The sequence below is a fragment of the Thermobifida halotolerans genome, from assembly GCF_003574835.2.
Classification (GTDB): domain Bacteria; phylum Actinomycetota; class Actinomycetes; order Streptosporangiales; family Streptosporangiaceae; genus Thermobifida; species Thermobifida halotolerans.
Genome location: NZ_CP063196.1, coordinates 4,036,262 through 4,051,199, shown reverse-complemented (window position 1 = coordinate 4,051,199; position 14,938 = coordinate 4,036,262). Strand labels below are relative to the sequence as shown.

The window sequence follows — 14,938 nt, the reverse complement described above, 5'->3', positions numbered from 1 at the left end:
CATGTCCCACTCCCGTCATGGCGGACGCCACGAACTCGGTCAGAACTTCCTCGTCGACCGGGCGGTCATCGCCGACATCCACCATCTCGTCTCCGCGATCCGCGGGCCGATCGTCGAGATCGCGGCGGGCGACGGAGCCCTCACCCTCCCGCTGAGCCGACTGGGCAGGCCGCTCACGGCCGTCGAACTCGACCCCCGGCGCGCGCGGCGGCTGAGGCGGCGGGTCGCCGACGGCGTCACCGTCGTCAACGACGACCTGCTGCGGTTCCGGCTGCCGCGGGTCCCGCACGTCGTTGTCGGAAACATCCCGTTCCACCTCACCACGGCCGCGCTGCGCCGCCTGCTCGCGGTACCGCACTGGCACACCGCGATCCTGGTGACGCAGTGGGAGGCCGCCCGCCGCCGGGCCGGAATCGGAGGCGCGTCGCTGCTGACCGCGTCCTGGTGGCCCTGGTACGAGTTCACCGTGCACGCGCGCATCCCCGCACGGTCATTCCGGCCGGTCCCGTCCGTCGACGGCGGTCTGCTCTCCGTCACCCGCAGACCCGAGCCCCTGGTCGCCGACCGGAGGCGCTACCAGCGGTTCGTCGCCCAGGTGTTCACCGGACCGGGGCGCGGCCTGGCCGAGATCCTCGCCCGGACCGGCCGGATTCCCCGCCCGGCGCTGCGCGACTGGCTGTGCGCCCACCGCGTGGCCCCGCGCGCCCTGCCCAAGGACCTCACCGCGCGGCAGTGGGCCGCGCTGTGGACGCTCGTGGAGACGGGCGGCGGGCCGGGCGCGCCGACGCCGCGGCGCAGAGGTTTGACGGGGCGCGGGAGGCATGGTGATATCAAAGAATGTTGATATCTGCTGACGGGGTCGCAGACGAAGCCGTGGTCAAACTGTTCGGCGATCCGCTGCGCGCACGGATCGTCCGCCTGCTGGCCGGGGAGCAGATGTGCACCTGCCACCTGGTCGAGGAGACCGGGGCGCGGCAGCCCACGATCAGCCACCACCTGAGGATCCTGCGGGAGGCCGGGTTCGTGGAGACCGAACCGAGAGGCCGGTTCACCTACTACCGGCTGCGTCCCGACGCCGTCGCCGAGGTGGCGCGGGCCATCGGGAGCCTGGCGGCCGACGCCGAGCGGGCGCGGGGCTCCTACCGGCCGTGCGACTGATGGCCGAACCCGACCGGATCCACGACGTCGTCGTGGTCGGCGGCGGCCAGGCCGGACTGGCTGCCGGGTACTTCCTGCGCCGCTCGGGGCTTGCGTATGTGATCCTCGACGCGGAGGAGCGCCCCGGCGGCTCCTGGCAGCACTACTGGGACTCGCTGCGGCTGTTCTCCCCCGCCGCGCACAGCCCGCTGCCCGGCTGGTGGATGCCCGAGCAGGAGGGGGAGGAGTACCCGACCGCCGACCACGTCGTGCGCTACCTCACCGCCTACGAGGAGCGCTACGCGCTGCCGGTGCGCCGCCCCGTCCGGGTGGCGGCGGTGCGCCGTGCCGGGCGGCTGTTGGCGGTGGAGTCCGACGCCGGTACGTGGCGGGCGCGCCGCGTGGTCAGCGCCACCGGGACCTGGCGTGCGCCGTACGTGCCGCACTGCCCCGGCCGCGACCGTTTCGCCGGGCGGCAGCTGCACACGGTCGACTACCGCCGTCCCGACGGGTTCGCCGGGCAGCGGGTGCTCGTGGTGGGCGGCGGCAACTCGGCGGCGCAGATCCTCGCCGAGGTGTCCGAGGTCGCCGACACCGTGTGGGCGACACTGCGGCCGCCCCGCTTCCTGCCCGACGACCTGGACGGGCGTGCGCTGTTCGCTGTCGCCACCCGCCACGTCCGCGCGCGTGCCGCGGGAGCGGACGGCGACGGCGGGGTGGCGGGACTGGGGGACATCGTGGTGGTGCCCGCTGTCCGGGCGGCGCGCGAGAGGGGCGCGCTGAAGGCCGACCCGATGTTCGAGCGGCTGACCGAGACCGGGGCGGTGTGGGCCGACGGCACCGCGCGGGACTTCGACGCCGTGCTGTGGTGCACGGGATTCCGTCCGGTACTGGACCACCTGGCGCCGCTGGACCCGCGCGGCCCGGACGGCCGGATCGCCACGGAGGGCACCCGCAGTGTGGCCGAGCCCCGGCTGCACCTGGTCGGCTACGGCGACTGGACCGGTCCGGCGTCGGCCACGATCATCGGCGCGGGTCGGGCCGCCAAGCAGGCGGTCGCCGAGATCACCGCGTCACTGCGACCGGACGCCTGACTCCCCTTCGGCGCTGTCGGCCCGGGTGAGTTCGGCGGTCAGCCGTACCACCCGCACCTCGATCGCGGCGCGGATCGCGCGGACCTCGTCCAGGGGGCGGCCCATGGGGTCGGAGACGTTCCAGTCGAGGTAGCGCTTGCCCGGGTAGACGGGGCAGGCGTCGCCGCAGCCCATGGTCACCACGACGTCGGCCGCCTGGACCACGGCGTCGGTGAGCGGTTTGGGGAAGGCGTCGGCGGTGTCCAGGCCGATCTCGCGCAGTGCCTCGCGCACGTTCGGGTCGACCGAGTCCGCCGGACGCGAACCGGCCGAGCGGATGCCGACCCGGCCGCCCGTGTGTTCGCGCAGCAGCGCCGCGGCGAGCTGGGAGCGCCCGGCGTTGTGGTCGCACACGAACAGCACCTCGGGACGCTCCTTGGGAATCAGGCCCCGGGCCTGGGCCACCGCGGTGAGCTGTTCGGCGGCGAACTTCTCGGTGATCGCGGGCAGGTAGGCGGCGACCGACGCGGTGACGGCGAGCGCCCGATAGGCCTCGTCGACGTGCCGGTGTACGGTCTCGGCGGCGAACACGCCGGTGAAGCGGGCGGCGAGCCGGTCGCTGACCCGTCCGAGCAGGGCTTGGGGGGAGAGCAGGCCGGGCAGCGGCTGGTCGGGCCTCATCGTTGTGGTCTCCGCCTTCCAGGACAACTACGACAACTGTCTAAATAGGGACATGTCTATTTTGATGAGTCTCTATGTGAAAGTCCATGGCTGTGCCGCCCGAGGGCGGCGGAGCCGGGGGTCAGCGCACCGGGGTGACGCCGAGCTCGGCGAGCAGGCCCTCGACGCGGCGGCGGATCTCGTCGCGGACGGGACGCACCTTCTCCAGGGGCTGCCCGGCCGGGTCGTCGAGCTCCCAGTCGAGGTAGCGCCTGCCGGGGAAGTAGGGGCAGGCGTCGCCGCAGCCCATGGTGATGACGACGTCGCTGGCCTGCACCGCGTCGTCGGTGAGCACCTTGGGGTGCTCGGCGGTGATGTCGATGCCGATCTCGCGCATCGCCTCCACCGCGACCGGGTTGATCGACTCGGCGGGGGCGGAGCCCGCGGAGCGGACCTCCACCGCGCCGCCCGACAGGTGGGCGAGCAGGCCGGCGGCCATCTGGGAGCGGCCTGCGTTGTGCACGCAGACGAAGAGCACGCTGGGTTTGTCCGACACCGGGACGACCTCTCTTCGGGAACGGTCCCCTGGTCAGTGGCGGACCAGGGGATATTGTGCGACACCACGACGATACATCAATAGCTGTTGATATCAACGTGAGTCGATGTATGGTGTTCGGGGTGTTTCCCACACTGACACGACGATGACAGAGGAGGTCGCGACGGTGGCTGAATCCACGATGGACAGCCGCGCGCCCGCCGCGCGGGCGACCGGACGGCTGTCCACGCTCGACCGGTTCCTGCCGGTGTGGATCGGCCTGGCGATGGCCGCCGGACTCCTGCTGGGCCGGATGGTGCCCGGGCTCCAGGGAGTGCTGGAGGCCGTCGAGATCGACGGGGTGTCGCTGCCGATCGCCCTGGGCCTGCTGCTGATGATGTACCCGGTGCTGGCCAAGGTCCGCTACGACCGGTTGGACACCGTCACCCGCGACCACCGGCTGCTCATCCCCTCCCTGGTGCTGAACTGGCTGGTCGGCCCGGCGGTGATGTTCGCGCTCGCCTGGCTGTTCCTGCCCGACCTGCCCGAGTACCGCACCGGGCTGATCATCGTCGGCCTGGCCCGCTGCATCGCGATGGTGATCATCTGGAACGACCTGGCCTGCGGCGACCGCGAGGCCGCCGCCGTCCTCGTGGCGCTCAACTCCGTCTTCCAGGTGTTCATGTTCGGCGTGCTGGGCTGGTTCTACCTGGAGGTGCTGCCCGGCTGGCTGGGCCTGCCGCAGTCCGGTATCGACGTGTCGGCCTGGGACATCGCCAAGAGCGTGCTGATCTTCCTCGGCATCCCCCTGGTCGCGGGCTACCTCACCCGCACCCTCGGCGAGCGCGCCAGGGGCCGCGCCTGGTACGAGGAGCGCTTCCTGCCCCGTATCGGCCCGGTCGCCCTGTACGGACTGCTGTTCACCATCGTGCTCCTCTTCGCCCTCCAGGGCGACGCGATCACCTCCCAGCCGCTGGACGTGGCGCGCATCGCCAACCCGCTGCTGCTCTACTTCGCCCTCATGTGGGGCCTGTCGATGCTGCTGGGATGGCTGGTCCGGCTGCGCTACGAGCGGGCGACGACGCTGGCGTTCACCGCCGCGGGCAACAACTTCGAGCTGGCCATCGCCGTGGCGATCGGCGTGTTCGGCGCGGCCTCCGGCCAGGCGCTGGCCGGGGTCGTCGGTCCGCTCATCGAGGTGCCGGTGCTGGTCGGCCTGGTCTACGTGTCGCTGTGGGTGCGGCGCTTCTTCCCGGGCGGCACGGAGCGGCCGACCCCCGTCAAGGCGGCCGATACCGCCTGATCCCCGATCCCTCCCGACGGCGGCGGACGGCGTGGCCCGTCCGCCGCCGCACGCGTTCTAGGGAGCGCCGTGCAGCAGTTCGGGGAGGAGTTCGGTGCGGATGCGCCGCTCGATCTCGTCGCGGATGCCCCGCACGTCCACCGTGGAGCGGTTCGCCGGTTCGGGGATCTCCCAGTCCAGGTAGCGCTTGCCCGGGTAGACGGGGCAGGCGTCGCCGCAGCCCATGGTCACCACGATGTCGGCGGCGTGCACCACGTCGTCGGTGAGCGGTTTGGGGTACTCGGCGGCCAGGTCGATGCCGATCTCCGCCATCGCGGCGCGGACCCCGCTGTCGACGCCCTCGGCGGGGGTGGAGCCGGCCGAGCGGATGACGACCCGCTCGCCCGCCAGGCTGCGCAGCAGGCCGGCGGCCATCTGGGAGCGGCCCGCGTTGTGCACGCACACGAACAGCACCTCGGGCACGGCCTTGTGCAGGAGGCCCTCGCGGCGGGCGATGGAGGCCAGACGGTCGGCGGCGAAGCGCTCGGTCAGCGCGGGCAGGTGGGCGGTGACGGCGGCGCTGGCGGCGAGTCGCTCGTAGGAGTCGCGCAGGTAGCGGCGGACGGTCTCGGCGCTGAAGACCCCGGTGAAGCGGATGACGAGGCGCTCCTGCACACGGTGGAGCAGGTCCTCGGGGTCGAGCAGACCGGGCAGCGGGCGGGGCGAGGGCCGCGGCGGGGAGGAGGGGCGGGGCTCTTCCGCGCCGCCGAGCGCGTCGAGGATGCCGCGCAGGTCGTCGGCCGAGTCGGGAAGCGTTCCGCCGTCTCCGCCGAGCAGTCCGCGCAGGACCGCGAGCAGCCGCCGGGCCGCGGGGGTGGCCCGGTAGAGGAGTTGGTTGCCGTCCCGCTCGCAGGCCACGAGCCCCGCCTCGTTCAGGGCTTTGAGGTGGTGGCTGACGGTCGGCTGGGTCAGGTCGAAGGCGGCCGCGAGCTCACCCGCGCGCACCCCGGAGGCGGGGGCGGCCTCGGCCAGGCTCATCAGGCGCAGGCGCACCGGCTCGCCGAGGAGTTTGAGTTGGGCGGCCAACCGCTGGGCCGTGGCGTCGGCAAGCATGGGAGATATAGACACTCTCCTATTTTTATGGTTGTCTATATGACTGTCCACGGATGAGAGACCTCAACCCAGCAGACCGCGTACCAGAGCGACCCGCTCCTCACGGATGGAGTACCACGACCGCTTGCCGCGTCTGTCCCGGCGCACCAGCCCGGCCGCGGCGAGGATCTTCAGGTGGTGGCTGACCGTGGGCTGCGAGGTCGCCAGCGGCGTGGCCAGGTCCTGCACGCACGCCTCTCCCGAGGGGGCGTTCAGCAGCATGGTCAGCAGCCGCAGCCGCGTGGGATCGGCGAGGGCGCGCAGGGTGTCCGCGATGCGTTCGGCGGTCTCGGCGGACAGGGCGGCCTCGGAGTTGGGCGGCGGACGTCCGTCCCCCGTGCCCGGCTCCGCGGGATGCGTGCTGAAATCCGCCTGGTTCACAGCCGCAGTTTAGTGGGCTCCCCAGGACCTCCGACGTGGCGGCGGCGCCACGGAGCGCGTGGCGGACCGCGCGCGGAGCCGGGAGACGGGCTCCCGGCCGGGGCTCACCCCTCCGGGTCGAGCCGGTAGCCCAGGCCGCGCACGGTGTGGACGAAGCGGGGGTTGATCTCGCTCTCCCCGAGCTTGTTGCGCAGCCGGCGGATGTGGACGGTGATCGTGTTGTTCGCCATGGGCGTGGTCTTGCGCCAGACCTCGCGCCACAACTGGTTCCGGCTGACCACCCGCCCCGCGTGCTCCAGCAGGTGGCGCAGCAGTTCGAACTCGCGCGGGGACAGGTCGACCAGGCGGCCCGCGACCCGCAGGGTGTAGCCCAGCGGGTCGAGTTCGATGACTCCCCGCCGCAGCCGGGCGAACAGGGGGCGCCGGTCCGGGTTGCCCGAGGCCAGCGCGGCGCGGTAGCGGCCGTCGTCGAGCACCGGGGTGGCCCCGGAGCGCGGGAGCCGCATGATCGGGGCGGCGTCCAGACCGCTGCGGACGAGCCACCAGTGCAGGTCGCGGCCGAGCGGGCGCTGGGGGAGGAAGGACAGCGGCGCGCGCGTGGCCAGGCTGACGCGCGCGGTCCCGGCCAGTTCCACGGCGATCTGCACCGCGGAGTTCCCGCCGCCCACCACCACGATCCGCTGGTCCGCGAACGGCTCCGGCGTGCGGTACTCGGCCGAGTGCAGCACCCGTCCGGTGAAGTCGGCCAGACCGGGAAGGTCGGGGCGGTGCGGCCGGGAGAAACCTCCGGTCGCGGCGGTCACGGCGGCGGCCTCCAGGACGAGGGCGCGCACGCCCATCCGGGCGGCGGCGTGCGCGGTGGCCAGACCGGACTGGCCGCCGCCGATGACGATGAGGGGGAAACGTTCCATGACCGCCTTCCGAAGAGAGTGGGGAGAGGGGAGGGGAGGAGGGAGAGGTTCAGGCGCCCTCCGGGCTTCCCGGGCACGCGGACTCCCGCGGGTGTGACCGCCGCGGGGGACACGAACCCGACGCCAGGGCGGTGCCGGTCGCCGCGGTGGCCGCGAGCAGGGCGAAGAGTTCGGGGTAGCTGCCGAGGAACTCGGCGAGGAGGGTGCCCGCTCCGGGGCCCAGGGCGATGGCGACGGTCGCCGGAGTGTGCAGGACACCGCTGAGGGTTCCGTAGTGCGCGGTGCCCCACCGGTCGCTGACCGCGGTGGCCTGGAGCAGGATGAACAGGCCCCGTCCCGTTCCCGCCAGTACGGAGACGGCGAACAGCGCCGCCACGGGTCCGGGCACCGCGGCGAACAGCATGACGGTGAACGCGCAGGTCGCGAGTACGGTGACCGAGCAGGCGCGGACTCCGGTGCGCCGGTGCAGCGGACCGTAGGCGAGTCGGCCGAGCAGTTGGCCGATCCCGCCGGCGCCCAGGACCCACGCCGCGACGTTGGTGTCCAGTCCGCGTTCGACCAGCAGCGGCACCAGGTTCGTCGGTACCGCGTAGGCACCGAACGCGCCCAGGGTCAGTGCCCCGGTCAGCACGAGGAACGCCCTGCTGCACACGACGGAGCGGACGCCGCCGCACTCCCGCGCGGCGTCCTCCGACCGGTCCGCGGAATCCGGCGGCCAGGGCAGGCGCAGCGCGAGGGCGTGCAGCGGTACGGCGACCACCAGCATGACCGCCGCCAGGACCAGGTAGGCCTCCCGCCAGCCCAGCCAGCCGTCGAGGGCGGCGGCCAGCGGGGCGAAGATCGTGCTGGCGAGTCCGGCGACCAGGGTCAACGTCGTCAACGCCCGTATCCGGTCGGGGCCGTACCAGCGGGTGAGCGCCACGAACGCGGGGGAGTAGGAAAGGGCGGCCATCGTCGACCCGGCCACGAGCCACGCCGCGGCGAAGGACCACAGGCCGGGGGCGAACGCGACGGCGACCAGGGCGGGGGCGGCGACGGCGGCGCCGAGGGTCATCACCGTGCGCGGCCCGTACCGGTCCAGCCACCGGCCCACCGGGATTCCGGCCACCGCCGCGACGATCTGGGCGAGGGAGAACGCGGCCGTGGTCGCCACCAGCGGCCACCCGGTGTCGGCGGTGATCGGCAGCGCCAGCACCGGGAAGCTGTAGTACAGCACGCCGCGACTGAGGGTCACGGTGACGCACAGCGTCACCAGTACCGTTGTCGCCCGGTGAGACCTGCTCTGAACTGTATTTATTACATAAGCGTCACCAATTGACTCCATACAGTAAGTGGAGCACGGAGCGGCGTTCCAGTTCGGTGGTTCGCCGAACTCCGCTTCTCCGGCGACACTCCTTTGACCTGCGAAGAAAATGGTCGGGGGCACCCGGTTCCCCGTGCCGGCGCCGTTTCGGCGCGCCGCTGCACGACACCGGTCGAGGTTTGATGGTCGGGTTCGCGGCGGATGCGGTTCCGCCGCGCCCCGACGAGGTCGAGGCATTCCACAGAACCCTCCAGAAGCGGGACACCACCGGCTGCCGATGTCCGGTCGAGGCGCCCCGGGCGCCGAGTCCGGACACGGCCCCACCTTCCCGCACCCTCGGCGACGGTCCCGCCCCACAGGGCGCTGCCCCCGGGGTGGCCGGTGTTCCTTCGGCTGGTCCGCCCGTGGAGGCGTGCCCGGACTCGGCGCCCGGGGCGCCTCGACCAGTCGCCGCCAACCCGTGGGGACCCACTCCGGACGGCCGGGGTGGAATGCCTCGTCCTTTCCTCGTGTGCTCCGCGAAGACCCCCGCGCCCACCGCAGAACCCAACACTCAGACCTCGACGAGACACCCCGGTGCCAACGGGAACCGGCGCGGACGCCACGGAGACTCCTCCTTTCCACGGTCAGGTCGGTGCGGGCGCTCTCCGGCGCGCGGGATCACCCGCGGGAGGGCCGCGAAAGCGGCGCGAGGACAACACCCGCCACCGCGGTGGCCGCGAGCAGCGCGAAGAGCGCGGGATAGCCGCCGAGGAGCCCGGCCAGGAAGGCGCCCGCCGCCGGGGCCACCGCACTGACCAGGGACAGCGGCGCGTGCAGGATGCCGTTGAGGGTGCCGTAGCGGGCGGTGCCCCACCGGTCGCTGACCGCGGTGGCGTGCAGCAGGGTGAAGACACCCCGCCCCACCCCCGCCAGCATCGACACGGCGAGGAGCACCGACACCGGTCCGGGCACCGCGGCGAGCAACGCCGTCGTGAGCGCGCAGACCGCGAGTACGGCCGCCAGGCGGGTGGCGGCACCCGTGTGCCGGTCCAGCGGGGCGTAGAGGAGGCGGCCGAGCACCTGGCCGATGCCCGTGACGCCCAGCACCCACGCCGCGGCACCCGCGGCCACACCACGCTCGTCCAGCAGCGGGACCATGTTGACCGGAACCGCGTACACCCCGAACGCGCCCAGCGTCAGCGCTCCGGTCAGGGCGAGGAACGCCGGACTCAGCACCACGGAGCGGACCGTTCCCGGCTCCCGCGCGTCGTCGTGCGGCGGCGCGTCGGCCGCGGGGGTCCAGGGCGGCCGCAGCGCGAGGGCGTGCAGCGGTACGGCGACCACCAGCATGACCGCCGCCAGTACGAGATAGGCGCCCCGCCAGCCCAGCCAGCCGTCGAGGGCGGCGGTCAGCGGCGCGAAGATCGTGCTGGCGAGTCCGGCGACCAGGGTGAGCGCGGTCAGCGCGCGCACCCGGTCGGGGCCGTACCAGCGGGTGAGCGCCGCGAACGCCGGAGGGTAGAACAGCGCGGCCATCGTCGCCCCGGCCACGAGCCACGCCGCGGCGAAGGACCACAGGTCGGGGGCGAGCGCGATCCCCGCCAGGGCGGGGGCGGCGACGGCGGCGCCGAGGGTCATCACCGTGCGCGGCCCGTACCGGTCCAGCCACCGGCCCACCGGGACGCCGACCAGCGCCCCCACGACCTGGGCGAGGGAGAACGCGGCCGTGGTCGCCACCAGAGGCCACCCGGTGTCGGCGGTGATCGGCAGCGCCAGCACCGGAAAGGCGTAGAAGAGCACCCCGTAGCTCGTGGTCACCGTCACGCACAGGGCGGCCAGGGCCGCCGCCGCCCCGCGCGGCCGGACCCGGACCGGTCCGGCCGCGCGGGAGGTGTCGGTTGTCTCCATACGGTCGGTCAGCTCGACAGGGACGGCTGTCCCAGTTCGACGACCTGGGGCGCCCCTCCGCCGCAGCAGCCGCCCTCGGCCGTGGAGTCCGGGTCGTCGAACAGGCCGGATCCGCCGCACACCCCGGTCTCCGGCAGGGTCAGCTCCACACGTGCCGCCGACTCGTGGTCCCCGGCGATCTCCGCCACCACGCTGCGCGCCTGCTCGAAGCCGGTGAGCGCGAGGAAGGTCGGAGCGCGGCCGTAGCTCTTCATGCCCGCCAGGAAGAAACCGGGTTCGGGATGGGCCAGTTCGGCGGCCCCGTGCGGGTAGACGGTGCCGCACGAGTGCACGTTGGGGTCGATCAGCGGGGCCAGCTTCACCGGGGCCTGGAGGGCGGGGTCCAGGCCGAGCCGGATCTCCGACAGCCACGACAGGTCCGGACGGAACCCGGTCAGCGCCACCACCCCGGCCGCCTCCAGAGCGCGGCCGCTCTCGTCGACCAGCACCACGCCGTCGCCGTCGCGGCGCACCTCGGTGGTGCGGAACCCGGTCACCACCTCGATGGAGCCGGCCTCGACCGCGGCCCTGGCGCGCAGGCCCAGCGCGCCGCGCGCGGCCAACTGGTCGGCCTCCCCGCCGCCGAACGCGTCGCCGATCTCGCCGCGGCGCAGCACCCACACCGCCCGCGTGCCGGGTGCGGTCTCGGCGAGTTCGGCCAGGGCCACCAGCGCGGTCAGCGCCGAGTGGCCGCGGCCCACCACGGCGGTGCGGCGCCCGGCGTACCGCTCACGGGTGGCGGGGTCGGACAGGTCGGGGATGCGGTAGGTGATCCGCTCGGCCGCGGCCGTCTCGCCGATCGCGGGCAGGCCGTCGCCGCCCAGCGGGTTGGGGGCGACCCAGGTGCCGGAGGCGTCGACCACGGCGCGGGCGAGCAGGCGCTCCTCGCCGCCGCCGGTGCGCACCCGGACGGTGAACGGGGACTCGGCGCGTCCGGCGTCCACCAGACGGTCCCGGCCCCGCCTGCTCACGCCCACGACCTCGGCGTCGAACCGCACCCGCTCGCCCAGCGCCGCGGCCAGCGGGGCCAGGTAGTCCTCGACCCACTCGGCGCCGGTGGGGTAGCGGGCGTCGTCGGGGCGCGTCCAGCCGGTCGGCGTGAGCAGTCGCTCGGCGGCCGGGTCGACCAGGTCCCGCCACATCGAGAACAGCCGCACGTGTCCCCACTCGCGCACCGCCGCGCCCGGCCCCGAACCCCTCTCCAGCACTGTGACCGGCAGACCGCGTTCGACCGCGTGCGCGGCGGCGGCCAGGCCGACCGGTCCGGCGCCGATCACCACGACAGGAAGCTGTTCGGACATCGTCCGATCCTTTCATCGACGGAAATCGATCGATGCGAATCTATCGACATTCATCGATGGACGCAACCATCGATCGTGGTCGATAATGAAGTCATGACCGTGTCGCCACCTCCCGCCCCGATCGACGCCGACGCCGCCGCGACCTACGCCTCCTGGTTCGCCACCCTGGCCGAACCCACCCGGGTGCGACTGCTGCACGCGGTCGCCACCGCCCCCGGTGAGGTCACGGTCGGCGAACTGGCCGCCGTCCTGGGCATCAGCCAGGCCACCTGCTCACACCACCTGCGCAAACTCGCCGACGTCAGGTTCGTGCAGTTGCGGAAGGAGGGCACCGCCACCCGCGTGTCGATCAACCTGGCCTGCTGCACCGGCCTGCCGCACGCGGCCGACGTCGTCATGGGCGTGCTCGCGGCCCGCCCCTGCTGCCCGGCCGACCTGCCCGCCGACGTGCACGTCCGGCACATGGAGCACGGCGACTTCCCCGAGGTGCGCCGCATCTACGCCGAGGGGATCGCCACCGGGAACGCCACCTTCGAGACCGACGTGCCCGAGGTGTCGGAGCTGGACGCCAGGTGGCTGCCCGACCACCGCTGGGTCGCCGAGATCGACGGCGCGGTCGTCGGCTGGGCGGCCGCCTCCCCCGTCTCCGCGCGCGAGTGCTACGCGGGCGTCGCCGAGACCTCCGTGTACGTGGGGGAGGGGGCGCGGGGCCGGGGCGTGGGCCGGTCACTGCTGTACCAGCAGGTCACCGCCGCCGACAGGGGTGGTCTGTGGACCCTGCAGACCTCGATCTTCCCCGAGAACAAGGCCAGCCTCGCCCTGCACCGCAGCGCGGGCTTTCGCACCCTGGGCGTACGCGAGCGCATCGGCCGCCTCGACGGCCGCTGGCGCGACACCATCTTCCTGGAACGCCGCCGCGCCGACGACGAACTCCCGGAGGAACACGCTGGACCGTGCTGCTGACCCTCCCGCGACGTCTCCGCACCGAACGGAACACCGAGGGGAAGGCTCCGGGGGTCGACCCGGGGGTTTTGTGGTCTCGACCCCCTCGGGGCGGGGCCGTCCGAAAAGGGGAGACCGCCCCGGAGGGGAGGAAACTCCGGGGCGGTCTCGGGTTGTGGCTGGTCAGTGGGAGACGGCTTTTTCCGCGCCCGCTCCGGTGAGGGAGCGGACCTCCATTTCGGCCTGCTTCTTGGCGTTGTGCTCCGAGGAGAGCACGGTGCCGAGCCAGCCGAGGAAGAAGGCCAGCGGGATGGAGACCAGGCCGGGGTTGGAGAGCGGGAAGAAGGAGAAGTCCGCGTTGGGAATCATCGACGTCTCCGTCCCCGACACCGCAGGGGAGAAGACGATCAGCGTGATCGTGATGACCAGACCGCCGTAGATGCTCCACAGCGCGCCCTGGGTGTTGAACCGCTTCCAGAACAGCGTGTAGAGGATCGTCGGCAGGTTGGCCGAGGCCGCCACCGCGAAGGCCAGCGCCACCAGGAACGCCACGTTCTGCTCCTTGGCGAGGATGCCGCCGACGATGGCCACCGCGCCGATCACCAGGGAGGTGATCCGGGCCACCCGGACCTCGCTGCCCGGGGCGGTGTTGCCCTTCTTGAGCACGCTGGCGTAGACGTCGTGCGCGAACGACGCCGACGCGGTGATCGTCAGGCCCGCGACCACCGCCAGGATGGTGGCGAAGGCCACCGCGGCGATGAATCCGAGCAGCACCGGACCGCCCAGGGCGAGTGCCAGCAGCGGAGCGGCGGAGTTCGCCCCGCCCGGTGCCGCCGCGATCTCCTCGGCACCCACCAGCGCACCCGCTCCGTAGCCCAGGACCAGGGTGAACAGGTAGAACAGGCCGATCAGGGCGATCGCCCACACCACCGAGCGACGCGCCTCCTTGGCGGTGGGCACCGTGTAGAAGCGCATCAGGACGTGCGGCAGGCCCGCGGTGCCCAGCACCAGCGCCAGACCCAGCGACAGGAAGTCCAGCTTGGTGATCTCGTTGATGCCGTACTTGGCGCCCGGCTCCAGAAGCGCCTCGCCCTTGCCGCCCTCCATGGCCACCGCCTCGGCGAGCAGGGTGGAGAGGTTGAACCCGTGCAGGCCCAGCACCCACACGGTCATCGCGGCCGCACCGCTGATGAGCAGCGCGGCCTTGATGATCTGCACCCAGGTGGTGCCGCGCATGCCGCCGATCAGCACGTAGAGGATCATCACGACGCCGACGGTGGCGATGATCGCGTTCTGCGCGGCCTCGCCGTCGATGCCCAGCAGCAGGTTGACCAGCGCGCCGCCGCCGGCCATCTGGGCGAGCAGGTAGAAGAAGGAGACCGCGAGGGTGGAGACGGCCGCCGCCGCGCGGATGGGCCGCTGCCGCATGCGGAAGGCCAGCACGTCGCCCATGGTGTACTTGGCGGTGTTGCGCATCAGTTCGGCGACGAGCAGCAGCGCCACCAGCCAGGCGACCAGGAACCCGATGGAGTACAGGAAGCCGTCGTAGCCGTTGATGGCGATGGCGCCGCAGATGCCGAGGAAGGACGCGGCGGACAGGTAGTCGCCCGAGATCGCCAGACCGTTCTGCGCGCCGCTGAAGGAGCGTCCCGCCGCGTAGTAGTCGGCGGCGGTCTTGGAGTTGCGGCTCGCCCGGAACACGATCACCAGGGTGATCAGAACGAAGGCGGCGAAGACGCTGAAGTTGAGGACCGGGTTGATCGAGTCCAGGACCTGTGCGGAGTGCATCGTTTCGGTCACTTGTCCTCACCTTCGATCTCGTGGCGGATCTTGTCCGCGATGGGGTCGAGGCGGCTGCCGGCGTAACGCACGTACAGACCGGTGATGACGAAGGTCGACACGAACTGCAGCAGCCCGAAGACGATGCCGATGTTGATGTTGCCGACGAGTTTGACCGCCATGAAGTCGGACGCGTAGGCGGCGACCACGACATAGAGCAGGTACCAGGCGAGGAAGAAGGCGGTCATCGGGAACACGAAGACGCGCAGCCGCCTCCGTAGCTCCTGGAACTCGGGACTGGTCTGTACCGCCTCCCAGTCGGGCTCGGGGCCGTGTTGGACGGGTTTTCCGTACTCGGTATGGGTCACTGGTGGACCTCCCCAGCAGTAAGGATGTGCGGGAGAACACATGTGGCTTGCGCCACAGTAGGCATGCGGGGATGGGGGCGATAAGACCCCCGAGATCGAACGACGAGCTGTGCGACGAGGTACGCGACCAACGGTCGACGAACGGCACACGAGCGTGACAGAACCACCCAAAACGGGAGAGTCGT

The 14,938-nt window shown here is 72.4% G+C and carries 15 protein-coding genes; 5 read left to right on the top strand and 10 right to left on the bottom strand.

Annotation, left to right across the window (positions count from 1 at the left end):
- The first annotated feature begins 1 nt into the window (after position 1).
- From erm to NI17_RS18045, 3 genes are read left to right on the top strand one after another with little or no spacing between them, the layout of a single operon-like run.
- Positions 2 to 844, top strand: coding sequence for a 23S ribosomal RNA methyltransferase Erm (gene erm / locus NI17_RS18055; protein ID WP_119268079.1), 843 nt, complete (start codon positions 2 to 4; stop codon positions 842 to 844).
- Complete coding sequence (locus NI17_RS18050) at positions 838 to 1,158, top strand: ArsR/SmtB family transcription factor (RefSeq protein ID WP_068687978.1); 321 nt, start codon at positions 838 to 840, stop codon at positions 1,156 to 1,158. Before erm ends, NI17_RS18050 begins: the two co-directional genes overlap by 7 nt.
- A complete protein-coding gene (locus tag NI17_RS18045; protein ID WP_068687979.1) occupies positions 1,158 to 2,231 on the top strand; it encodes an ArsO family NAD(P)H-dependent flavin-containing monooxygenase in 1,074 nt (357 codons plus the stop codon). The genes NI17_RS18050 and NI17_RS18045 overlap by 1 nt, the downstream gene beginning before the upstream one ends.
- Here the strand turns inward: NI17_RS18045 and NI17_RS18040 are convergent.
- Together NI17_RS18040 and NI17_RS18035 are read right to left on the bottom strand one after the other, a co-directional pair.
- The gene (locus tag NI17_RS18040; RefSeq protein WP_068687980.1) at positions 2,211 to 2,891 is read right to left on the bottom strand and encodes an arsenate-mycothiol transferase ArsC; all 681 of its coding nucleotides are present in this window, start codon (positions 2,889 to 2,891) and stop codon (positions 2,211 to 2,213) included. The two genes, NI17_RS18045 and NI17_RS18040, sit on opposite strands and share 21 nt — an antisense overlap.
- Before the next feature lie 121 nt (positions 2,892 to 3,012).
- The gene (locus tag NI17_RS18035) at positions 3,013 to 3,426 is read right to left on the bottom strand and encodes an arsenate reductase ArsC (RefSeq protein ID WP_068687981.1); all 414 of its coding nucleotides are present in this window, start codon (positions 3,424 to 3,426) and stop codon (positions 3,013 to 3,015) included.
- A 181-nt stretch (positions 3,427 to 3,607) separates the two neighbouring features.
- Here NI17_RS18035 and arsB point away from each other — a divergent pair, with 181 nt between their 5' ends.
- Positions 3,608 to 4,708 (top strand): ACR3 family arsenite efflux transporter, encoded by a 1,101-nt coding sequence (arsB, locus tag NI17_RS18030; protein WP_068687982.1) that lies wholly within the window; start codon positions 3,608 to 3,610, stop codon positions 4,706 to 4,708.
- Positions 4,709 to 4,765: 57 nt separating this feature from the next.
- Here the strand turns inward: arsB and NI17_RS18025 are convergent, their stop codons facing one another.
- The 6 genes from NI17_RS18025 to NI17_RS18000 all read right to left on the bottom strand — a co-directional run bounded on the left by NI17_RS18025 (position 4,766) and on the right by NI17_RS18000 (position 11,664).
- Entirely contained in the window at positions 4,766 to 5,815 is a 1,050-nt protein-coding gene (locus NI17_RS18025) for a metalloregulator ArsR/SmtB family transcription factor (protein WP_199859914.1), read from the bottom strand.
- A 48-nt stretch (positions 5,816 to 5,863) separates the two neighbouring features.
- Complete coding sequence (locus NI17_RS18020; protein WP_199859915.1) at positions 5,864 to 6,220, bottom strand: ArsR/SmtB family transcription factor; 357 nt, start codon at positions 6,218 to 6,220, stop codon at positions 5,864 to 5,866.
- Between the two features lie 104 nt (positions 6,221 to 6,324).
- Positions 6,325 to 7,131, bottom strand: a complete 807-nt coding sequence (locus NI17_RS18015) for a winged helix-turn-helix domain-containing protein (protein ID WP_068687983.1) — start codon at positions 7,129 to 7,131, stop codon at positions 6,325 to 6,327.
- 49 nt (positions 7,132 to 7,180) lie between these two features.
- Complete coding sequence (locus NI17_RS18010; RefSeq protein ID WP_234401612.1) at positions 7,181 to 8,365, bottom strand: MFS transporter; 1,185 nt, start codon at positions 8,363 to 8,365, stop codon at positions 7,181 to 7,183.
- Positions 8,366 to 9,094: 729 nt separating this feature from the next.
- Positions 9,095 to 10,324 carry an MFS transporter gene (locus NI17_RS18005; RefSeq protein ID WP_068687985.1) on the bottom strand — a complete coding sequence of 410 codons (1,230 nt, stop codon included), beginning with the start codon at positions 10,322 to 10,324 and terminating at the stop codon, positions 9,095 to 9,097.
- An 8-nt stretch (positions 10,325 to 10,332) separates the two neighbouring features.
- Positions 10,333 to 11,664, bottom strand: coding sequence for an FAD-dependent oxidoreductase (locus tag NI17_RS18000; RefSeq protein ID WP_068687986.1), 1,332 nt, complete (start codon positions 11,662 to 11,664; stop codon positions 10,333 to 10,335).
- Positions 11,665 to 11,757: 93 nt separating this feature from the next.
- On the opposite strand from NI17_RS18000, the gene NI17_RS17995 reads away from it, so the two are divergent.
- Entirely contained in the window at positions 11,758 to 12,627 is an 870-nt protein-coding gene (locus NI17_RS17995) for a helix-turn-helix domain-containing GNAT family N-acetyltransferase (protein WP_068687987.1), read from the top strand.
- Positions 12,628 to 12,789: 162 nt separating this feature from the next.
- Here NI17_RS17995 and NI17_RS17990 read toward each other — a convergent pair whose 3' ends face one another.
- Positions 12,790 to 14,394, bottom strand: a complete 1,605-nt coding sequence (locus NI17_RS17990; protein WP_068687988.1) for a solute symporter family protein — start codon at positions 14,392 to 14,394, stop codon at positions 12,790 to 12,792.
- Positions 14,395 to 14,402: 8 nt separating this feature from the next.
- A complete protein-coding gene (locus tag NI17_RS17985; protein WP_068687989.1) occupies positions 14,403 to 14,753 on the bottom strand; it encodes a DUF485 domain-containing protein in 351 nt (116 codons plus the stop codon).
- Positions 14,754 to 14,938: the final 185 nt, after the last annotated feature.